A 21231-nucleotide genomic window follows, 5' to 3' on the forward strand; every position below is an offset into this window, starting at 1 on the left:
AAAAAAATGACATGAGAAACTTACTATCACATATTCAATAATAAAGTAGCAAAATAACCAAGTAACTAAAATGAAAACATTAGGATTGATTCATACCTCGGCCACCTTGGTGCCTATATTTCAGCATTTATGCGATGAGTATCTTACCGATATAAAGGTATTTAATATCGTGGACGACAGCCTGATCAAGGATGTGATCAGCAAAGGGAAACTGACACCTCAAACTGCCCGAAGGGTGGTGAACTATGTAGGTTCAGCAGAAATTGCGGGAGCAGATCATATCATGGTGACCTGTTCTTCAATAGGCGCAGCCGTAGAAACGGCAGCCGAATTGAGTGGAGTTCCTGTGCTACGGGTAGATCAGCCTATGGCAGATTTAGCCATTAAAACCGGAAGAAAGATCGGAGTGGTCGCTACTCTTCCGACCACTTTGGAACCAACAGCTGATCTGGTGAGAAGAAGGGCCAAGGTATTCGGAAAGGACATTTTGTTGACCTCAAAATTGTGTGAAGGCGCTTTTGAAGCGTTGATGGGCGGACAAGCTAAAAAGCATGATGAAATGGTATCCAAGGCGCTAAAGGAACTTTCACAAGAAGTAGATGTGATTTTGCTTGCGCAAGCTTCTATGGCCAGGGTGGTGGATACCTTGGATGAAGCAGATAAGAAAGTACCAATTGTAGCCAGCCCACCGGAAGCGGTGAAGTATTTAGCTGAAATCTTAAAATAGCAAGTAAGACTAAAGCCGCATGACCAAGGAGTAATGACAACTAGAGAAGACCTAAAATAAGTTTCTTGCATCAAATTGCCATAGGTTGTCGGTGTCGGCAGTGGAGAGATCGGCCCACCGCAAATAACCATTTAAAGCCAATGAATCAATAAACAAGCCCATGCACAACCTTCACAAGCTTTTATTAAAATGTGCCTTAGGAACCTTGTTGGTATTTGGCGTGACCCTGATCATGGGATATACCCTAATATGGCAGGGGGCAGCCTTGGTGACCTGTTTGGCCTTTACGATGGGCATGGGAGCCATGGAAAGGTGGAAAGGTTATCAGTATACCGCTTGGATTATCACAGCAGTGGTGGCTGGTATGCTTTATCCTCAGACTTTTTTACACTGGGGGGATTTTGACCTGAGGAATAAATGGTTGATTTTGATTGTCGTTCAAGCAGTCATGTTTGGAATGGGAATTCAGATGAGTTTAAGAGATTTTGCTCATTTGGGGAGCACGGGAAAAGGTGTTTTGGTAGGCTTGCTCAGTCAGTTTTCCATCATGCCTTTGGTGGGGTTTGCCTTGACCAAAATCTTTGACTTTGATCCTGAAATAGCCGCTGGAATAATCCTCATGGGAGCTTGTTCTAGTGGTTTGGCTTCCAATGTTATGGTTTATTTGGCCAGGGCTAATTTGGTACTTTCCGTAACGGTTACGGCCATGGCCACCATGCTGGCTCCGTTGATGACGCCATTTTGGATGAAAACTTTAGCGGGAACATTGATTGATATTGATTTTTTGGATATGATGATGAACATCATCAAAATTGTCTTGGTCCCCATTGGAGCGGCCTTGTTACATGATTACTTGAAGATGGCCAGTAAAGGAATGAAAAACCGTATGTATTTGCTGGCGACACTTTTTCTCATTTATCTGCTGGCATTACCAATTGGGCTATGGGAGGTCTTTGTTGACATGGCATCGGCGGAAGCCTTACAGTCCTTAGAGATTTTGAGTTTTTTTGTGGGAGCTCTGGTGTTTGGTGTAGCCTATCATTTATGCACGCGACAATTTAAAAATCTGGATAAGATGATGCCTTATGTTTCCATGTTTGGTATTGTCTATTTCACCACGGTGACCACTGCGGCGGGTAGGGATAATTTACTGCAGGTAGGTGGACTGTTGTTCTTGGCTTCCATTATACACAACGGTCTTGGGTATTTCTTTGGGTATTGGCTGAGCAGGCTTTTGGGTTTGGATGTGTCTTCAGCTCGGGCGATGGCCCTGGAGGTTGGATTGCAAAATGGAGGTATGGCCTCTGGCTTAGCCGGTTCGATGGGTAAACTGGGGACTGTGGGTTTGGCTCCGGCAGTGTTCAGTCCCTGGATGAATGTCTCTGGCTCGATATTGGCCAATTATTGGCGGAAGAAATCAATCAAAGAAGAGGAAATGGAGGCGAATGAGGTGTCTGAAAGATTGTCGACAAATTAGATGGATTAGGCGATGCCTTAACTGTTTTTCTATTTTTAGAGTAGGTATCTCTACCATGATAGCACAGGAAGGTAAATACGGGGTGTTTAGTAATTTTAACCTTAGAATGAACAGTCCTCAATGGGCTGATCTAACGTTTTTATTTATGACTCGACCAATAACCTATTTCGCAGTACTTGCCTGTGTTAGCATGATGACCTTAGCCTGTTCCTCCAAGAGTGATCAGCAAGGGATTGCCCATACTGAAAATGCACTTCCAGAAGTCACCGATTCGGTGATGCAGCAAGTTTATGAGGAAATTAAAACGCCTTTTAAATACGGTTTGGTGAAAGTTCCTCCTTCCAATGATTTAAAGATGGATTGTCCAAGTATTTTCCGGGAAGGAGACAAATGGTACATGACCTATTTGATTTACGGAGGAAGAGGCTATGAAACTTGGTTGGCAGAGAGTGATGATTTATTACACTGGGAAGATAAAGGTAAGGTGATGTCTTTCTCTGATACAACCGATTGGGACATGAACCAAAAGGCTGCTTATATCGCCTTGCAGGACAAAACATGGGGAGGCAGCTATGCATTGGGAAAATACGATGATAAATATTGGATGAGCTATTTTGGAGGAAATACCCGAGGGTATGAAGCGGGGGTTTTGTCTATCGGAATGGCCTATACTGATCAGGATCCAACGGTGGCCCATGAGTGGAAGCGATTGGAAAAGCCCGTCCTGACCCCAACCGAAGAAGCGGCGCAGTGGTGGGACAACAGCACCATGTACAAAAACTCAGTCATTCTAGACGAAGAAGAATTTACCGGCCATCCTTTTATCATGTATTATAATGCCAGAGGGGACAGCATCAATCCTGCCCGTGGAGCAGAGCGAATAGCCATGGCCGTTTCTGATGATATGAAAAATTGGAAACGCTATGGGAAGGAACCTTTGATCAATCACCATAAAGGAATTTCAGGTGACGCCTATATCCAGCAAATGGGAGATTTGTATGTCATGTTTTACTTTGGTGCTTTTTGGCCGGACAGAGAAGATGTTTTTGCCTTTAACAGATTTGCGGTTTCCAATAACCTGATCGATTGGGTGGACTGGGAAGGAGAGGACCTGATCAGTCCCTCGGAGCCTTATGACGATCTTTTTGCTCACAAGTCATTTGTGGTCAAGCATGATGGGGTCGTGTACCATTATTACTGCGCAGTCAACCAAGATGAGCAAAGAGGCATTGCTGTAGCCACTTCACAGGATTTAGGAACTAGTGAATTAGATTTTCTTCCACTAGATGCAGAATAGTCTTATGTATAAAGTTCTTTTAGCAGGCCTTTTCCTATGGATACGGGTAACTGGATTGGCCATGGCACAGACGGTGACAGGAGAGCCTGCTGCAGTTCCTCGTTTACCGGAGAAATACCATTTCGCTCCCTGGGAAAATCCATTGGTGACGAGCATCAATAGAGAACCAGCGAGAACTACCGTATATTCATTTGAAAATACAGCAGAAGCATTAGCGGGAGATAGAAACAAGAGTCGGATATTATTACTTAATGGAACATGGGATTTTCATTTTGCCAATAACCTAAAAGAAGCGCCAAAAGATTTTTATCAGTCCCGTGTCAATGGATGGGATAAGATAGAAGTGCCTTCCAACTGGGAATTGAAAGGCTATGATATTCCAATTTATAAAAGTGCGGTTTATCCATTTCGCCCTATCAGTCCTCCTTATGTACCGGAAGATTACAACGGAGTAGGCTCTTACCAAAGGACTTTTGAAGTGTCTGATGATTGGGAAGATATGAATATCACCCTCCATTTTGGAGCCGTGAGCTCAGCCTTTCAGGTGTGGTTGAATGGAGAATTTGTGGGCTATGGGGAAGATAGTTTTTTACCTTCAGAATTTAACATTAGTCCCTATTTAAAGCCTGGGCAAAATGTGCTTTCCGTGCAAGTGATCCGCTGGAGTGATGGTTCCTATTTGGAAGACCAGGACCATTGGAGGTTGAGTGGCATACAACGGGAAGTTTTTCTAATGGCTGAACCCAAATTACGGATAGTGGATTTTCATTATCAGACCAAGCTGGATGAAAATTATGAGCATGCTGTTTTTAGCCTGAGACCTAAAATCGAGAATTTGACAGGGGAGCGGGCGCCAGGAAGCCAGCTAAAAGTACAGCTTTATGATCAGGATGACCAACCAGTTTTTACACATCCGCTGGAAAAAGAAGTGGAGGACATCCTCAATGAAAGTTATCCACGCTTGGACAATGTGAAATTTGGGCTATTTGAGGCGGAGGTAAAAAATCCACATTTATGGAGTGATGAGCATCCCTACCTTTACACTTTGGTGTTGATTCTAGAAGATGAAGAGGGGCAGCTTTTGGAAGCAAAGAGTTGCAAGGTAGGTTTTCGGTCGATCGAATTTTCTGAAAATAACAGCAAGCTTTTAATCAATGGTAAAGAAACCTACCTCTATGGTGTCAACCGACACGATCATCATCCTGTAAGAGGAAAGGCCTTGACCCGGGAGGATATAGAGGAAGATGTGAAAACCATCAAGCAATTTAATTTTAACACCATCCGTACCAGTCATTATCCCAATGATCCCTATTTCTACGACTTGTGTGATGAATATGGTATTTTGGTGATTGATGAAGCCAATCATGAAACCCACGGTATTGGCGGGAAGCTGAGCAATGATACACAGTGGACCCATGCCTACATGGAAAGGGTGACCCGCATGGTGCAAAGGGATAAAAACCATCCCAGTATTATATTTTGGAGTTTGGGCAATGAGGCTGGACGAGGCCCCAATCATGCCGCTATGGCCGCTTGGGTGCATGATTTTGATATTACCCGACCCGTGCATTATGAGCCGGCCCAAGGGAATCATCGGGCTGAGGGTTATATCCCCCCAGACCATCCTGATTACCCCAAAGACCATTCGCATCGTATCCAAGTGCCGACAGATCAGCCTTACGTGGATATGGTAAGCCGTTTTTATCCGGGATTGTTTACACCTAGTTTATTGGTCAATCAACATGCGGATCGTCGCCCGATCGTATTTATTGAATATTCACATTCCATGGGCAACAGCACTGGGAATATGAAAGAATTGTGGGACGAGTTCCGTTCACTGCCCCAGGTCATTGGCGGATGCATTTGGGATTTTAAAGATCAAGGTTTGCTTAAAACGACCGAAGATGGCGAAGAATTTTATGCCTATGGCGGAGATTTTGGAGAGGAATTACATGATGGTAATTTCTGCATCAATGGAATTGTCGCTTCTGACGGAAGGCCAAAAGCGGCCATTTATGAATGTAAGTGGGTGTATCAACCCGCTGAAATGGCTTTGATAGATACTGTGGGTTTTAATGTGAAAATCCGCAATCGGCATGCGGATAAATCCTTGGAAGAATATCAAATGAACTTAACCATCTTGGAAGAGGGAAAAGTCGTCCAAAGTCTTGTGATGGATCGCTTACCGCTTGAAGCAGGGCAAGATACCACCTTACAACTTAAACCCTATTTCCATCCTCAGCACGGAAAGGAATACCTGGCCAATATTACTTTTACCCTTCCCGAACAAGCTTCTTGGGCCGAGCAAGGCCATATTATAGCCCAGCAACAGTTTCAATTGCGAAAAGGGAGCTCTCCTACCTTCGAAAAGACAAAGACAGGATTGACAGTGGAAGATCATGGAGAAATATTATCGGTAAGTGGAGAGAGGCTTCAATTACATTTTGATAAAGAGAATGGGGCGCTGAGTAGTTTCAAAGTAAAGGGTAAAGAACAAATTTCCAGTCCTCTGGTTCCTTCATTTACCCGGCCTTTGACTGACAATGACCGCAAAGGCTGGAAGCCCCATGAAAAGCTAAAGTATTGGTATGAAGCTGAGCCAGCATTGAACAATATGACTTTCAGCAAGGAGGGTGAGGGAGTGGTCAAAGTACATACCGACTATGTCCTTACAGGTGAAAAAGCAGAAATGAAGATAGATTATACCATCATGGCATCTGGGGCGGTGAAAGTGGATTATACTTTAATCCCGCTATATGATTTGCCTAATATTCCCAAAATAGGGATGAGCATGGGCATTAGGCGAGCATATGACCAGATCACCTGGTATGGTAAAGGGCCTTTGGAAAACTACATGGATCGGAATCATGGTTTTATGGCAGGGATTTATACTTTGCCCATTGAAGGGTTTATGGAACCCTATGTCATGCCTCAAGAAAATGGTAACCGCACTGAGGTACGATGGATGAAGTTCGCCGATGAACAGAATAAGGAAGGCTTGACCATTACTGCTGACAGTTTGTTGAGTATGAGTGCTTGGCCATACACTGAAGAGCAGATCAATGCGGCCAAACATACCTTTGAGCTAAAAGATGCAGGTTTTATCACCGTGAATATTGACTTGATTCAAATGGGGGTGGGTGGAAATGACAGTTGGTCGGATGTCGCTCAGCCCTTAGAGCAGTATCAGATTCCTGCCAAACCGTATCACTATAGCTTTTATATTAGTAGTAAGTATTGAGTAGCGAGTCTTGAGTATAAAGGGAACGTTCAATGCTTTGCCACGCCAGACTCAAGTCTAGTGTCTTAAATCTAAAATCTAATGTCCAAAAATATCCTTTTAGTCTTTCTTTTATGTTGTTGCTTGATCTCCTGTGAAAAGGAGCAAGAACAGCTTCATGTCGAGGACTTCGAACCGACATACGAGAGTTCACAGCCTTGGGTGTACTGGTATTGGATGTATTCCACCTATTCTAAGGCGGGGATTACGGCAGATCTGGAGGCGATGAAGGAAGCGGGTATTGGAGGAGCATTTTTGATGTCGATCAAAGGACCCGCAGAACCAGCTTTGACCGAAAAGCCTACCTTGCAGGGATCTGAAGCTTGGTGGGAAATGGTGCGACATGCCATGGAAGAAGCCGATAGATTAGGATTGAGGCTGGCCATGCATGCCTGTGATGGCTTTGCGGTGGCCGGTGGGCCGTGGATTACTCCAGAAAGCTCCATGCAAAAGGTGGTTTGGGCGGATACATTGGTGCAAGGAGGCAGGCATCATCAAATGGACCTGCCCCAGCCCGAACAACATGAGAATTATTATCGTGAACTAGCAGTATATGCCTATCCTGTGCAGGAAGGCTTTGAATTGGAGGCCGCTACTCAGCAGCCAACAGTGACCAGTAGTTTGGCCGAAAAGAAATTGGATTTTTTATTAAGTGATCAAACAGATGAGCATCTGGGAACGAATGAGGAAGCTTGGATCCAGTATGCTTTTGAACAGCCTTTTACTTGTCGTAGCATCAGGATAAAGACCAGTGGAAACAGCTATCAGGCCCACCGTTTGAAAATCGCTATCAGTGATGATGGGGAGAACTTTGAAGAGGTGACTCGCTTGAAGCCCCCCCGGCATGGTTGGCAGGATTGGGATTATGATTATACCCACAGTGTATCTGAGATAACGGCAAAATATTTTCGTTTTATTTATGATAAAGAAGGCACGGAACCAGGGGCTGAAGATTTAGATGCAGCGAAATGGAAGCCTTCTTTGAAAGTGAAAACCATTGCACTTTCTTCAAGTCCAAAGATCAACCAATATGAAGGCAAGTCTGCAGCTGCTTGGAGAATGAGTCCGCGCAGTACCAGTGATTCGATTTTACCTGAATCCTGTGTTTCCATGAAGGACTTGGTGAATCTAACGGATAAAATGGATGAAAAAGGACATTTGGTCTGGGAAGCTCCAGAGGGAAAATGGAAAATCATGCGCTTTGGTTACACTTCCACTGGACATACCAACTATACCGGAGGTGGAGCCAAAGGATTGGAAGTGGATAAGTTTAATGCCGAAGCCGTTCGGTTTCAGTTTGATCAGTGGTTTGGTGAAGCCATCAGGACGGCTGGTCCTGAATTGGCAGAGCGGGTGCTCAAAATATTTCACATTGACAGTTGGGAGGCGGGAAGTCAGAATTGGTCTCCGGTATTCAGGGAAGAATTCCAAAAGCGCCGGGGTTATGATATCCTTCCTTATCTGCCCACCTTCGCTGGAGTGCCTCTGGAAAGTGTAGAAGCCTCTGAACGGATCCTTTATGATGTAAGGCAAACCATCTCAGAGTTGATCATGGATCATTTCTTTGGGACCTTAGAAGCAGAGGCAAAGAAAAATGGCATGCAGTTCAGTTCTGAGAATGTAGCCCCCACCATGGTGAGCGATGGGATAGCACATTTCAAATATGTGGATTTACCTTCTGGAGAATTTTGGCTGAACAGCCCCACACACGATAAGCCAAATGATATGCGGGATGCTATCTCAGGTGGGCACATCTATGGCAAACAGATCATTCAGGCAGAAGCATTTACCCAGTTAAGAATGGACTGGGATGAATACCCGGGGATGTTAAAAACCTTGGGGGACCGCAATTATGCCATGGGTATTAATCGGTTTTTCTATCATGTGTTTGTACATAATCCTTGGTTGGATAGAAAACCCGGAATGACCTTGGACGGCATCGGACTGTATTTTCAAAGGGACCAAACTTGGTGGAAGCCCGGCAAAGCTTGGGTGGACTATGCCCAACGGACCCAGTTCCAATTACAAAAAGGAACACCTGTAGTGGACATCGCTGTTTTTTCCGGAGAAGACCTTCCCGGTAGGTCGGTGCTGCCAGAACGATTGGTGGATTTTTTACCCGGCATTTTTGGAGAAGAAAGGGTTCAGTTTGAAGGAGCCCGATGGGCGAATAAGGGGCAGCCTACCCGGGTAATCCCAGCAGGTGTAAAGCATTCGGCCAATATGGTGGATGCGGCAGACTGGACGGATCCATTGCGGGGTTATCATTATGATTCTTTTAATAAGGATGCTTTATTGCATTTGGCAGAGGTGAAGGATGGTAAGGTGGTTTTTCCCGGAGGTGCGGCATATGCCATATTGGTGTTTCCAGGTGTGAGGAAAATGAATCCAAATGCCAACTTGATGTCCGTGGAGGTGGCCCAAAAGATTCTTCAACTGGTAAAGGCTGGAGCAACTGTTTTAGTAGATGAAAAGCCAAGCGGAACCCTAGGAAAAAATGGTGATGACCAGGCCTTATCGGCCGTTGTGGATGAAATATGGAAAGGTCACCATAGTGAGCAAGACGCAAAGCGCGTGCTCTCATGGAGCTTGGGGAAAGGGACTGTGGTGAAGATGCCTTATGTACACAGTACTTTTGAGATTTTGGGCGTATCGCCTGATGTGATCGCTTTGGATAATAGCGGCCGGCGAAATCAAGGTTTTGCCTTTGCCCATCGAAAAAGCCAAAAGGAAGAGATTTATTTTATTTCCAATCAATTGGAAGCGGAACGAGAACTGACACTTTCTTTTAGAGTTTCTGGTAAAAAGCCAGTATTTTATGATCCTGTCAGGGATAAAGAATATTCAGTAAATAGCTGGAAACTAGAGGGGGACAGGACTGAACTTCCTGTTAAATTACCGGCCAATGGTGCTTTATTTGTGATTTTCAGGGAAACAACCGATCAGACAGAAAGTCATTCAGGAAATAACTGGTCAAGTTATCAGGCGCAGCAAACCATCAGTGGAGACTGGAGCGTTCAGTTTGATAGGGAATTTAGAGGACCCGAACATCCCGTTCAATTTACGTCATTGGATAGCTGGTCCCAGCATTCTAATGATAGCATAAAGTATTATTCAGGGACGGCTGTTTACCGAAATACGTTTGAGTGGAATGGTGCGGTAGAGGATGCATTTTGGCTGCATTTGGGAAAGGTGGCCAATATAGCTTCCGTGAAAGTCAATGGCAAAGATTGTGGAGTGGCTTGGACTTTTCCTTATCAGGTCAATATCTCCGAAGCACTCAAGCCGGGTCAAAACCAATTGGAGATCGAAGTATCCAATACATGGGCCAACAGGCTCATGGGTGATTTGAAGCTGCCCAAAGAGAAGAGGTTTACCAATACCATTGCCGATTTGGGCCGAATGGAAGGTAGAGACTTATTGGAGGCTGGCTTATTGGGGCCAGTGAAGATTTTAAAGGAGGTAGAAGAATAAGTAGCAACAAGACACAAGTATCACAAATAACCTATAAATAGATATGAAAAAGCTAGTAGCATTTTTGACCCTATGTATCATCAGCCAGTTAGCTTTCGCCGAGGTGAAATTGCCCGCTATTTTTTCAGATAATATGATCCTACAACAGCAGATGGATGCGCCAATTTGGGGTTGGACGGATGCAGGTGAAACAGTAAGCATTACTACATCTTGGAATAATAAAACATATGAAACCAAGGCGAACCGGGAAGGGGAATGGAATGTGAAGGTGAGCACACCGGAAGCAGGTGGCCCTTATTCCATTACCATCAGTGATGGTCAGGAAATGAGTCTTGAAAATGTCCTGATCGGAGAGGTATGGCTTTGTTCTGGTCAGTCCAATATGGAGATGCCCCTGAAGGGCTTCCCTGCCCAACCCGTGTTTGGTGGTAATGAAGCCATTGTAAATAGTAAAAATTCCGAGATTCGCTTGATTACAGTGCCCCGTAAATCTACTGTAGAAGTAGCCGAGGATTTTGAAGGGCATTGGGAAGAGGCCAAGCCATCCACCACATCTAATTTCAGTGCCACAGCATGGTTCTTTGGTAAACAGATCCAAAAGGCCTTGGATGTACCGGTAGGCTTGATTCATGTTTCTTATGGAGGTTCCAATATAGAGGCTTGGATGAGTGAGGCTATGTTGGAGGACTTTAAGGAGGAGATAACCATTCCTCAGCAGCAGGAAGATATTGATGTGCCCAACCGTACGGCAACCGCTTTGTTTAATGGCATGCTGTCTCCTGTGGTAGGATATGGCATTAAAGGTGCGATTTGGTATCAGGGAGAGTCCAATAATGGCCGACCTGAGCAATATGAAGAGTTGATGGTGACCATGGTGCGTGAATGGAGAAAGCTTTGGGATGAGGGGGAGTTTCCATTTTACTATTGCCAGATTGCACCCTTTAATTATGGCTCGTTTACGCCAAATGAAGTGATTGAAAAGAACAATTCTGCGTATCTCCGGGATGCGCAAAGAAAGGCCACCAAGCGCATACCAAATAGTGGGATGGCTGTGCTGATGGACATTGGGGAAAAGGAAAATATCCATCCTGCCGATAAAAAAGCTGGAGGTCATCGATTGGCCTATTTGGCTTTGGCAAAAACCTATGGTCTGGAAGGATTCGAATATACCAGTCCTGAATTTGAAGCGATGGAAATCAAAGGGAGCACCGTTATCGTAGCATTTGACCATGTGCCCAATGGCATTACAGCTTATGGAAAAGAGGTGATAAACTTTGAAATTGCCGGAGACGACAAGCAGTTTTATCCTGCAACGGCAGTCATGAGGAGGAAGTCGGTGATGTTATCTTCGCCACAAGTAGAAAAGCCGATAGCCGTGAGGTATGCCTTTAAGGATTTTACGGTTGGGGAAATCTTTAGTACCGGAGGATTGCCATTGAGTTCCTTTAGGACAGATGATTGGTAAATAAAATTTCTGATTATCCGCTTTGATGCCAGTAACCATACATCCTTTGCTCAAGTGGTCGGAAGCCTGTCTAACTGCCAGGTAGACCTGAAGCCTGAAGACCGAAGCAGTTGATACTTTAATTAAAAGGGGATTTTCTACTCGCTTTTAATCTTTACTGGTAGAATTGCGGATATACATAATAGAATTTAATCAGAGCCCACTTTTCAACTTGGAGAATGGGCTTTTAGCATGAATAGGTACCGTGTCTCAGGCTCTATGGCTGTGAGCGTACATGAAATTATTTCGATGGCTGACAAATCATTGTATTTCAGGTCTTTTTATTAAATTGTTTACCCTTACTTTAAAAGATACTGTAAATGATTATCACACATGATATTCGATTGAGTAGAATTGTCAGTGGCACATGGAAAAACACACTCTTGGTCGCCTTCACCTGTTCAATGTCCTATTTTGTGTATTGGTACTTTATCCAATACCATTTTGAGATGCCATCCATCATCCCCACTATATTAGGTACTGCCTTGGCATTTTTTATCGGCTTCAATAACAATCAGGCCTATGACCGTTGGTGGGAGGCCCGCAAAATATGGGGAGTATTGGTCAACAGCTCCAGAACCTGGGCCAGAAATGTCATCCACTTACCCTCAGCCACAGACAAAATCTCTGGTAGCAACCTGGAGCTCATGAAGGAATATGCTGTCAAAAGACATATTGCATTTCTATATGCTCTTAAAGAAAACCTCCGTGGTACCAAGGATGAAGAATATAAGAAATACTTGATCCAGAGTGATTTGGACATTATTAAAAATGAAAGCAATAAGCATAATGCCATTCTGAGCTTACAAACTACTGAACTTAAAAGTTGGAAAAGAGATGGGCTGATCGATGGGTTTGAATTTCTGGAGCTCAACGGGGAAATCACCCGGTTTTGTGATGAAATGGGCAAATCTGAAAGGATTAAAAATACCGTCTTCCCCACCACCTATAATTACTACACCAAAGGGTTTATTTGGCTGTTTAACATTGCCTTTACCTTGGCTGTTGCCCCTAATGTAGGTTGGAGGGCCATTATTTTTGCGACCGTTATTGGTTATGTGTTCCATACCATTCACTTTATTGGTCATTCCATAGTAGATCCTTTTGAGCCTATTCCCACTGGAATTCCACTAGACCAAATTACCCGAACCATTGAAATTAACCTTTTGGAGATGATTCGTGAAGAGCATATTCCAGCTCCGGTCAGTCCGGTCAATGATGAGTATGTGATGTAGGAGGAGTATTGAGTCTGGAGACAGTAGACAAGAGATGGTAGACATTAGATTTGAGACATAGGTGCTCAATCAATACTCGAAAGTCTAAAATCTAAAATCTTATATCTAGAGTTTAATTTCAGCCCCTAAAAGGCACTGGTAAATTCAGGTTCTGGCCAGAGAAAAAGTTGGGTGGTGTCACGCTCTATGCTGATAGGGTCAAAATACATTCTGAGTCGGATACTTTCAGGAACTTCTTCTTGATAGTAGTCCATCAGTGTAGAAACAGCTTCAGGTTTCAGGACACTGATATTGACGGGGGCCAGGCCCATTTGGATCATTCCAAGCTTTTTGGCAGCGCCTTTGGCCAGATCAATGGTTCTTCTGGAATTTTGCGGTAGGCGATCATTGATCTTTACCACTATTTCTTTTCCATTCTTAAGGTTAGTAACCTTCACCATGGTGCCAAAAGGCAAGTTTTTGTGCGCAGCAGTCATGCCCTCCATATCAAATATCTCACCATTAGCGGTCTTCCGATTATGGAAAAACCTCCCATAATAACTCGCAATTCCTTTCTCTATCAACAATGTCGAATCTGCCTCTAATAGCGTCGGCTGAGATTGTGCCTTGAAGCTAAGCAAAGCCACCAAACACACGATTATACAACAAGCTTTTTTCATAAGGATCGGCCTATTCAATTTGAATGCCAAATACTGTCATCACCTTGAAATAGGTTTGCTTACCAAGTTTTAAGCGCCTAAATTTAATCTGAAATTACTTTAAAACGAAAATTTCGCATTTTTAAATTATGTTAAAAATCTTACACTCAGCGGATTGGCATCTTGGAAAGCGGCTCCAGGAGTATTCCAGGTTGCCAGAACAGCAGCTGGTTTTGGAGGAGATTACGGAGATTGCCGAGCGCGAAAAGGTGGACTTGGTCTTGCTGGCAGGGGATCTCTTCGACACTTTTAACCCCAGCCATGAGGCGGTGGAGTTGTTCTACAAAACCCTCAGGAGGCTCTCCAATGAAGGAAAACGCCCCATTGTGGCCATTTCGGGCAATCATGATAGTACCCAGTTTGTCAGTGCCCCCAACCCTTTGGCCAAGGAAATGGGGATATTGTTCTACAGTCAGTATGACCAGCAATTTACTCCTGAAAAACTGGATAGTGGACTGGAGATTACAAACTCCGCATCGGGCTTTGTCGAATTGAAATTACCTCAACTGGAATTTCCAGTGAGGATTATTTTGGCACCTTATGCCAATGAAGTGTTACTGAAAACCTATCTGGGTGATGAGGACAAGGAAGCTGAATTGCGGAAAGTCTTGGGACAGCAATGGCAAAAACTTGCTGATGATTTTTGTGATGAAAAGGGTGTCAACCTGTTTATGGGGCATTTCTTTTTTATGAAGGAAGGAGAAAAACCAGAAGCAGAACCAGAAAGTGAACGGCCGATCCTTCATGTGGGAGGGGCACAAGCGATTTATACCCACCTAATTCCCAAAACCATTCAGTATGCCGCCCTGGGACATCTCCACCGTTATCATGCCGTGGACCAAAATCCTTGCCCGGTAGTGTACAGCAGTTCTCCCCTCTCGTACAGTTTTAGTGAGGCGAACCAAGAAAAGAAGGTGGTCTTAATTGAGGCATCACCTGCCCAAACTGTAAAATACCAAGCCATTCCGCTTAAGCAAGGCCGGCCGCTTTACCAAAAAAACTTTAGTAACTTGGCCAGCACGCTAGAATGGCTCCATGAAAATCCCTATTGTTTTGTGGAAGTGATTTTTGAGACGGAAACTTCCATCGATGCCGAAACGCGTAAAGCCATTATGAAAGCCCACGATGGTATTGTCAGCTTGATCCCAAAACTTACAGGGGATCATCAATTCGAAGATGGAAGCCTTCAGGCTGAAGATTTGGGACAAGATATGGGAACCCTGTTTTCCCGCTATTATCAAAGCGCAAAAGGCTTGGAACCCAATGAAGAGATCAAATTACTTTTTAATGAAATTATCGGACAAACCGACAACGAAGAAACAGCATGATCCCAATTAAACTGGAAATTGAAGGACTTTATTCCTACCGAGAAAAACAGCTGATTGACTTTACACAACTTACCGCCGCAGGGCTTTTTGGCATCTTTGGGGCAGTGGGCAGTGGAAAATCTTCCATTTTGGAAGCCGTTTTGCTGGCTCTCTATGGTACTACAGAACGCTTGGCCAGTAAAGGAGAGAAAAACAGCATGGTCAACCTTCAAAGCCCGGGCATCCATATTAACTTTGAGTTTAAGGCGGGAAAGAACAATGCCCAAACTTACAAGGCCAGCTATCTGGCCAGGAGAAATACCAAGAACTTTGATGATGTCAAGCCAGCAACCCACACTTTTTATGAATTGAATGAAGGTAAATGGGTGCCTTTGGAGGCCAGGGGGGAAGATTTGGTAGGGATGAAAATGAGTCACTTCAGACAAACAGTGATTATTCCGCAAGGAAAATTCAGGGAATTTATTGAGCAGAAGCCCAAAGACAGGGCAGACATGATGAAAGAGCTTTTTGGTTTGGAGCGTTTTGACCTTTCCGAAAAGACCAGAAGGCTGCTTTCTGCAGAAAAGGAAAAGAAGATCAAATTGGAAACCCAGTTGGAAGGATTGGAGGCTTTTTCCAAAGAGGCTTTGCAAGAGGCAAAGGAAAAGGAGCATGCCCTGAAGCAGGAAAAAGCAAAACACGAACACATCTTAAAAGAGAAAGAAGCCGCCCTTCAACAGGCAAAAACAGTAAAAGAAAAAGCCGAGAAGCTGACAGCTCAGCGGCAACAGCTGAGGGAGTTGGAAAGTCAGCTTCCTGCATTTGAGCAAAAAAGAAAGCAGCTGGACCAATACCAAAAGGCTTTGACCTTTCTCAAGCCGATCATTGATCAGCTTCAAGAGCAGGAAATTGATTTGGAGAAGTACCAAAAGAGTGTGGGAGAGTGTGAGCGATTTAAAATAAGTTTGGCAGAAGAGGTTCAGCAAAAGGAAGCGAGGTACCAAAAACTTTATCAGGATTTTTCTACAAAAGGAGAAAAGGAAGCCCGCATCAGGGATTTGCTCCAAATAAAAGCACTCAATGAATTGGCCCTCCAAGAAAGGAAACTGCAAGAACAGCTACATGTTTTAAAAGAAAAAACGGCCTCTTTCCAAAACAAAAAGCTCAACCAAGAGACCCAAATCCAGAAAGTCGAGAAGGAAATTGAGCAGTTGGAAGTGCCGGAGGTGGAGCTTATCAGCCAACTGGAATCCACTTCCCTAGCTTTAAAACAAAACACCGAATCCATCAAAAGGCTATCTGGGCAAATAGAGTCCTTGAAAGCAGAAATGGCCAACCATCAAAGAGAGATGCATTTGCTCCTTGATGATGTTGATCTTCAGGGCAATCATTTTAGCGATAAGCTGGAAACTGTCCAAAGTGAATGGAATGAATTGCAGAAAGAAAGGGAAATACTCCTGCAGCAGCAAGGGCTTTATAGCTATACGCAGAATTTGCAAGATGGTCAAGCATGTCCGTTATGTGGATCAATGGAACATCCAGACCCGCTTTCCCACCAATTTGACTCGGAAAAACTTGCCCAAAATGAAGTTCGTGTAAAGGCGTGCAAGTCCTATCAAGAAAAGCTTCAGAAAGCTAAGGCGGACTATGAAAAGAAGCAGCTGCTATGGGAAGGGCAGCAAAAGACCTACCAAGAAAAGCATGAGGAACTTGAAGGTCTTTCCTCTCAAAATGAACGATTGATTGCTTCCATTGAAGGTGTGGATAACCAGTCTGGAATAGAGCGGTTGCTTCAAAGCGCCAAGTCGAATTTTCAACAGGAAAAAGCACTTCAGCAAAGGTTAAAAGAGCAAAACACAGCTTATAAGCAATTTTTGAAAGATTCAGAAAAAGACCTGGAAAAAGTGCAAGAGGCAGAACAGGCCCTTAAGACGCTGGAAACCCAAAAGGAGACTAAATTAAAAGAAATCAATTATCCGGATTTGCTGGAGAAATATCGTGATGTCAATGCAGTTAAAATCGAACAAGATATCGCCAAGGTAAAGGAATACCTGGAAAACTTGGAAATCAACTTGCCCAGGGCACAGGATGCACTCAAAGAAATACAGCAAAAGCAGACCACCAATTTGGCCAATTTGTCCACCTACCAACAGCGCTTGGAAGAGGTAAAGGCAAAGCTTGCCCAACTAAAAGACAGGCTTTCCCTAGCCATGGCTGAGCATGACTTTTCTGACAGTGTGGCAGTTCGTGAATTATTGGGCAGCAAGGTAGACCCAACCCTACTTGAAGAACAAATTAAGGCTTTCGACAGGCAATTGGATCTTACCAAAGCGAAAATTCTGGAACTCTCCAGTGATGAGGCGGTGGCCAGTTTTGATGCAGGTCAGTTTCAGAGCATCATCTCAGCTTTTGAGGAGGCCAAGCAAGCGCTGGAAGGCTCGCAAAAGACCCTCTCACTCCTTGTAAACCAAATCGAAGAAATCAAGTCCAGACTTGAGGAAAAGGCAAAACTGACCCAGCAGTTTAAGCAAGTAGAAAACCGGGAAGCTAATTTAAAGGAACTGGCGGGCTTGTTTCAGGGTAGTGGCTTTGTAAAATACATCAGCAACATTTACCTTAAGGAGCTGGTGCAGACTGCCAACCTTCGTTTTATGAAGTTGGCCAAAAACAGCTTGAGCCTGGAAGTAGATGAGAACAATACCTTCTGGGTACAAGATCACCTCAATGGAGGCAAGAAACGTTTGCTCAAAACCCTTTCAGGCGGACAGACCTTTCAGGCATCCCTCTGTTTGGCCTTGGCCTTGGCCGAAAAGGTAAAATCACTGAACAGGGCGGAGCAAAGCTTTTTCTTTTTGGATGAAGGCTTTGGTGCCTTGGACAAGAATGCACTTAGGACTGTGTTTGATACCTTGAAATCATTAAGGCATGAAAACCGGATAGTGGGCATCATTTCCCATGTGGAAGAGCTCCAGCAGGAAATCGGTGTGTTTGCCCAAATTGAGCTCGATCCAGAAACAGGTAGCCAGGTAAGCTATTCCTATTGATTACTAAGGATATACCATGACCTTGCAAAGGTTCCACCAACAGGTGGAGCCTTTTTTTGTATGCCCTCCCGATGCTTGTATTTTACCTGATCATTTTTGATTGAAATCTCTAGAATCAGTTTTAGAGTTCTCCAAGAAAGCCTTTTGATATGTCCAATAAAATGTATTCAATACAAAATTATATGCCTGAAAAAAGCAAAAATACAGATGGTTTACAATTCAGTGCATGGGCTGTTAAAATAAAATTTTTCCTGATTAATATAGTCGCTACATACAACAAACACAGTCAATCGAGAACCAAAAAATTACAATTATGAGCCGAACAAGAATTTTTAGAAATCTCCTCTTGGCATTTTCTACTACCGCTCTGGTGGTATCATGTAGCCAAAATGATGAAATGCAAGAAGTTCAAGAAAGTGAAGTAGTGCTTTCTGCTAAGGTAAGCACCAACATCCCTTCTGATGCAGATGATGGAAGTTTGGTGTTTAAAAATGTGACCGTTACTGATGTAAGCATTTCCGTGAAAGATGTAAAAATGCTTCTTCGAATAGCGGAAAATAAGTCAAAGCCAATTAGTATCATTACACCAAATAAAGGTCCGAAGTTTGTAGTACCTTTGGTGACGGATGAGCATATCTTGCTTTCCAGAATGGGAAGCTTTCTTGCACCCAATGGCTTCTACACCAATTTGACTTTTGACCTTACCAAGGCGACAGACCTTCCAAAGTCTTCTCCAATGTACGGTAAGTCCGTTATGATCAAAGCAGACTGGAAAGGTATTCCCTCTATGATGTACATGGATTTGGAAGATAAAATTGACATCAAATTTAATGCAGCTACTGAAATTACTGCTACGCAAGAAATTGTACTAGAGCTTTATATGGATCAATTGCTCATGGGAATTGACCCGGCATTGGTACAGGACGGTGATGGCGATGGTATGATCATCGTAGGTCCTAATGGGGAAGATGGAAATGAAGTGGTGTATGACATGATTGAAGCCAATCTTGAGGATGCGCTTAAGTTGAAAAATGGAGAATTCAAGTAAAGTTTAAACCCACCTATAAATCCATAAAAGGCCTTCAGGTAAATGAGGAGGCCTTTTATGGTTTGTTTTTATTATTCTTCGTGGAATTTACCTTCTTTCAAAAGGTAACCATACCAACATCTCTCCTTTTCCACGATTTGCCCAACTGTAATAAGGAACCAAACGAATGGTACCTTGATCATATTCCTGAGGATTCACCGTCCGATAAAGTGTTTGCTCCCAATTGTCCTCCTGTTGAAAATATACATCTCCTTTTAGACTGATCAGTGTACTTTGACCAATTTCGAAAGGCTCGGGAGTCCAATCTTCCTTCAAAGAAATAACGACATCGTCCACGGTTTTGCCTGCGGGTAAGTCCATGGACTCAACACAATAGACCAGTGGTCCTCTTTTTACTGCTACTTGGCCTCTGGTGGCTTCCACCAAAGGATTGGCTTCCAGAAACTTTGTAGGCATTTTTAAGGTCAATTCCACTTGGTCACCTTTTTTCCATTTTCTGGCAACTTGTGCATATTCTCCAGACTTCAACTGCATGGACGCTACTTTTCCATTGATTTTTAGAGCAGCTTGATCGCACCAGCCAGGTATCCTTAAAAATAAGTTGAAATTATCCGAAGGTATTTTAACCAAATCCAAAGTAATCTTTTCATCCCATGGGTAGGATGTCTTTTGCTGGATCTCTATTTTTTCACCTTTGGCATTTGCTGTTTTCAGTTGGTTGCTACCATATAAATTAATGTATAAGCCTTTCTCGGAAAGGCTGTAGGCATAATTGCCTACTTCTGCCAATGTCCTGGTGACATTGGGGGCACAGCAATTGGAGATGGAGATGTAACCCTCACGGACATTGGGCCACCTCAAGGTATAAGGTAGGTCATCTTTGGCGCTTAAGGGGTTGGTGTAAAAAAATTCAGTTCCATTCATGCTGATGCCTGAAAGGATGCTGTTATAGAGGTTGAGTTCCATCACATCCGCATATTTGGCCTCTCCGGTTACTTGGAGCATTCTCCAGTTCCACAGCACATTGCCAATATTGGCGCAGGTCTCATTGTGCGCTGAGGCATTGGGAAGTTGGTAGGGCTTACCATAGGCTTGATGGATTTTCTGTACCACAGTGGGATTATAGGAAGTCCCATTAGGAGATACCCCATCATAAAGAGCACCACATCCTCCAGTAATATACATTTTGCGATAGACCACATCTTCCCAGATGGATTCTAGGTTTTCCAATAACTTTGCTTCACCGGTTTCTGCATAGAGATCGGCCACTCCGGCATATAAATAGTTGGCCCGAACAGCATGTCCCATAGCCTCCGTTTGCGCTCTAAACGGAACACGGTCTTGATTGTCGTCAGTACCATCATCCGTCTTACCACGGATGTCTATAAGGTTCTTGGCCAGTTCGAGATACCTTGGATCTCTGGTGGTACGGTACATTTCCACCATGCCCATATAGTGACTTGGGCAAATGGCATTTCTAGCCAATTGAGGAGAGGCTTTTTGGTAAAAATCATAGAGGAAATTGGCCACTCCTTTGGCTACTTGAAGGAAATTATCTTTGCCTGTGGCCCGGTAATGGACGCAAGCAGCGGTCATGAGGTGTCCCATGTTGTATTTCTCAAAACCCAGTTGCTTTTGCAGCTCTTCCTCACCCAGGGTACCCCAGCGCTCTTCGATCAAAACGGGAGTATGCAAATAGCCGTCTTCACGCTGGGCTTGGGCAATAAGGGCAATGGCTTCGTCCATCTGTCGATCCAGGGCTGGATCTTGGGTTTCTGCATATAGGGCCGCCATACCTTCAAAGATTTTATAAAAGTCCCCATCATGAAATGAGGGGCCTTCAAACTCTCCCTTCATCAATCCGGCGGCAATTTCAAAGTTTCGCACGGCATGGGTGGTCTCCGCATCATGGTATAAGTCCCACATAAAAGGCACCGTTTTTTCTTGGCTCATCTTGAATTTTTCACCCCAAAAACCTCCTGTCCAGGTAACCTCCTGCAACCCCACGCTTCTTAACTTTACATAGGGACTTTGGGAATTGTCCATCAGGCCTTGTTGCTGCGCTAAGGACTCCTGGAAGGAGCATAAGCTTATCCCTATCCCTGCAATCACATACTTTAGGTTCATTGTTTTATTTTTT

The 21231-nt window shown here is 43.9% G+C and carries 12 protein-coding genes; 10 read left to right on the forward strand and 2 right to left on the reverse strand.

The window, feature by feature from the left end:
* The first annotated feature begins 70 nt into the window (after positions 1-70).
* The 7 genes from IFO69_RS13685 to IFO69_RS13715 all read left to right on the forward strand — a co-directional run bounded on the left by IFO69_RS13685 (position 71) and on the right by IFO69_RS13715 (position 12994).
* Positions 71-727 carry an aspartate/glutamate racemase family protein gene (locus tag IFO69_RS13685; protein ID WP_192010685.1) on the forward strand — a complete coding sequence of 219 codons (657 nt, stop codon included), beginning with the start codon at positions 71-73 and terminating at the stop codon, positions 725-727.
* Positions 728-887: 160 nt separating this feature from the next.
* Complete coding sequence (locus IFO69_RS13690; protein ID WP_192010686.1) at positions 888-2204, forward strand: bile acid:sodium symporter family protein; 1317 nt, start codon at positions 888-890, stop codon at positions 2202-2204.
* Positions 2205-2349: 145 nt separating this feature from the next.
* Positions 2350-3501, forward strand: coding sequence for a glycoside hydrolase family protein (locus IFO69_RS13695; protein ID WP_192010687.1), 1152 nt, complete (start codon positions 2350-2352; stop codon positions 3499-3501).
* 4 nt (positions 3502-3505) lie between these two features.
* Complete coding sequence (locus IFO69_RS13700; RefSeq protein WP_225444136.1) at positions 3506-6742, forward strand: glycoside hydrolase family 2 TIM barrel-domain containing protein; 3237 nt, start codon at positions 3506-3508, stop codon at positions 6740-6742.
* Positions 6743-6823: 81 nt separating this feature from the next.
* Positions 6824-10255 carry a glycosyl hydrolase gene (locus IFO69_RS13705; RefSeq protein ID WP_192010689.1) on the forward strand — a complete coding sequence of 1144 codons (3432 nt, stop codon included), beginning with the start codon at positions 6824-6826 and terminating at the stop codon, positions 10253-10255.
* A gap of 43 nt (positions 10256-10298) precedes the next feature.
* Positions 10299-11720, forward strand: a complete 1422-nt coding sequence (locus IFO69_RS13710) for a sialate O-acetylesterase (RefSeq protein WP_192010690.1) — start codon at positions 10299-10301, stop codon at positions 11718-11720.
* Positions 11721-12079: 359 nt separating this feature from the next.
* Positions 12080-12994: a bestrophin family protein gene (locus IFO69_RS13715; RefSeq protein ID WP_192010691.1), complete on the forward strand. Its 915-nt coding sequence runs from the start codon at positions 12080-12082 to the stop codon at positions 12992-12994.
* Between the two features lie 125 nt (positions 12995-13119).
* Here IFO69_RS13715 and IFO69_RS13720 read toward each other — a convergent pair whose 3' ends face one another.
* Positions 13120-13653, reverse strand: coding sequence for a septal ring lytic transglycosylase RlpA family protein (locus IFO69_RS13720; RefSeq protein WP_192010692.1), 534 nt, complete (start codon positions 13651-13653; stop codon positions 13120-13122).
* 128 nt (positions 13654-13781) lie between these two features.
* Here IFO69_RS13720 and IFO69_RS13725 point away from each other — a divergent pair, with 128 nt between their 5' ends.
* The 3 genes from IFO69_RS13725 to IFO69_RS13735 all read left to right on the forward strand — a co-directional run bounded on the left by IFO69_RS13725 (position 13782) and on the right by IFO69_RS13735 (position 19091).
* Entirely contained in the window at positions 13782-15020 is a 1239-nt protein-coding gene (locus IFO69_RS13725; protein ID WP_192010693.1) for a metallophosphoesterase family protein, read from the forward strand.
* Positions 15017-18043: an SbcC/MukB-like Walker B domain-containing protein gene (locus IFO69_RS13730; RefSeq protein ID WP_192010694.1), complete on the forward strand. Its 3027-nt coding sequence runs from the start codon at positions 15017-15019 to the stop codon at positions 18041-18043. The genes IFO69_RS13725 and IFO69_RS13730 overlap by 4 nt, the downstream gene beginning before the upstream one ends.
* 313 nt (positions 18044-18356) lie before the next feature.
* Positions 18357-19091 (forward strand): hypothetical protein, encoded by a 735-nt coding sequence (locus IFO69_RS13735; RefSeq protein ID WP_192010695.1) that lies wholly within the window; start codon positions 18357-18359, stop codon positions 19089-19091.
* A gap of 87 nt (positions 19092-19178) precedes the next feature.
* Here the strand turns inward: IFO69_RS13735 and IFO69_RS13740 are convergent, their stop codons facing one another.
* A complete protein-coding gene (locus IFO69_RS13740; RefSeq protein ID WP_192010696.1) occupies positions 19179-21218 on the reverse strand; it encodes an aceric acid hydrolase in 2040 nt (679 codons plus the stop codon).
* Positions 21219-21231: the final 13 nt, after the last annotated feature.

The sequence above is a fragment of the Echinicola arenosa genome (assembly GCF_014841125.1).
GTDB lineage: Bacteria > Bacteroidota > Bacteroidia > Cytophagales > Cyclobacteriaceae > Echinicola > Echinicola arenosa.

What these genes read in the sequence shown, in the direction of transcription:
- IFO69_RS13685 (WP_192010685.1), top strand. Translation starts at nt 71, where the DNA reads ATGAAAACATTAGGATTGATTCATACCTCGGCCACCTTGGTGCCTATA.
- IFO69_RS13690 (WP_192010686.1), top strand. Translation starts at nt 888, where the DNA reads ATGCACAACCTTCACAAGCTTTTATTAAAATGTGCCTTAGGAACCTTG.
- IFO69_RS13695 (WP_192010687.1), top strand. Translation starts at nt 2,350, where the DNA reads ATGACTCGACCAATAACCTATTTCGCAGTACTTGCCTGTGTTAGCATG.
- IFO69_RS13700 (WP_225444136.1), top strand. Translation starts at nt 3,506, where the DNA reads ATGTATAAAGTTCTTTTAGCAGGCCTTTTCCTATGGATACGGGTAACT.
- IFO69_RS13705 (WP_192010689.1), top strand. Translation starts at nt 6,824, where the DNA reads ATGTCCAAAAATATCCTTTTAGTCTTTCTTTTATGTTGTTGCTTGATC.
- IFO69_RS13710 (WP_192010690.1), top strand. Translation starts at nt 10,299, where the DNA reads ATGAAAAAGCTAGTAGCATTTTTGACCCTATGTATCATCAGCCAGTTA.
- IFO69_RS13715 (WP_192010691.1), top strand. Translation starts at nt 12,080, where the DNA reads ATGATTATCACACATGATATTCGATTGAGTAGAATTGTCAGTGGCACA.
- IFO69_RS13720 (WP_192010692.1), bottom strand. Translation starts at nt 13,653, where the DNA reads ATGAAAAAAGCTTGTTGTATAATCGTGTGTTTGGTGGCTTTGCTTAGC.
- IFO69_RS13725 (WP_192010693.1), top strand. Translation starts at nt 13,782, where the DNA reads ATGTTAAAAATCTTACACTCAGCGGATTGGCATCTTGGAAAGCGGCTC.
- IFO69_RS13730 (WP_192010694.1), top strand. Translation starts at nt 15,017, where the DNA reads ATGATCCCAATTAAACTGGAAATTGAAGGACTTTATTCCTACCGAGAA.
- IFO69_RS13735 (WP_192010695.1), top strand. Translation starts at nt 18,357, where the DNA reads ATGAGCCGAACAAGAATTTTTAGAAATCTCCTCTTGGCATTTTCTACT.
- IFO69_RS13740 (WP_192010696.1), bottom strand. Translation starts at nt 21,218, where the DNA reads ATGAACCTAAAGTATGTGATTGCAGGGATAGGGATAAGCTTATGCTCC.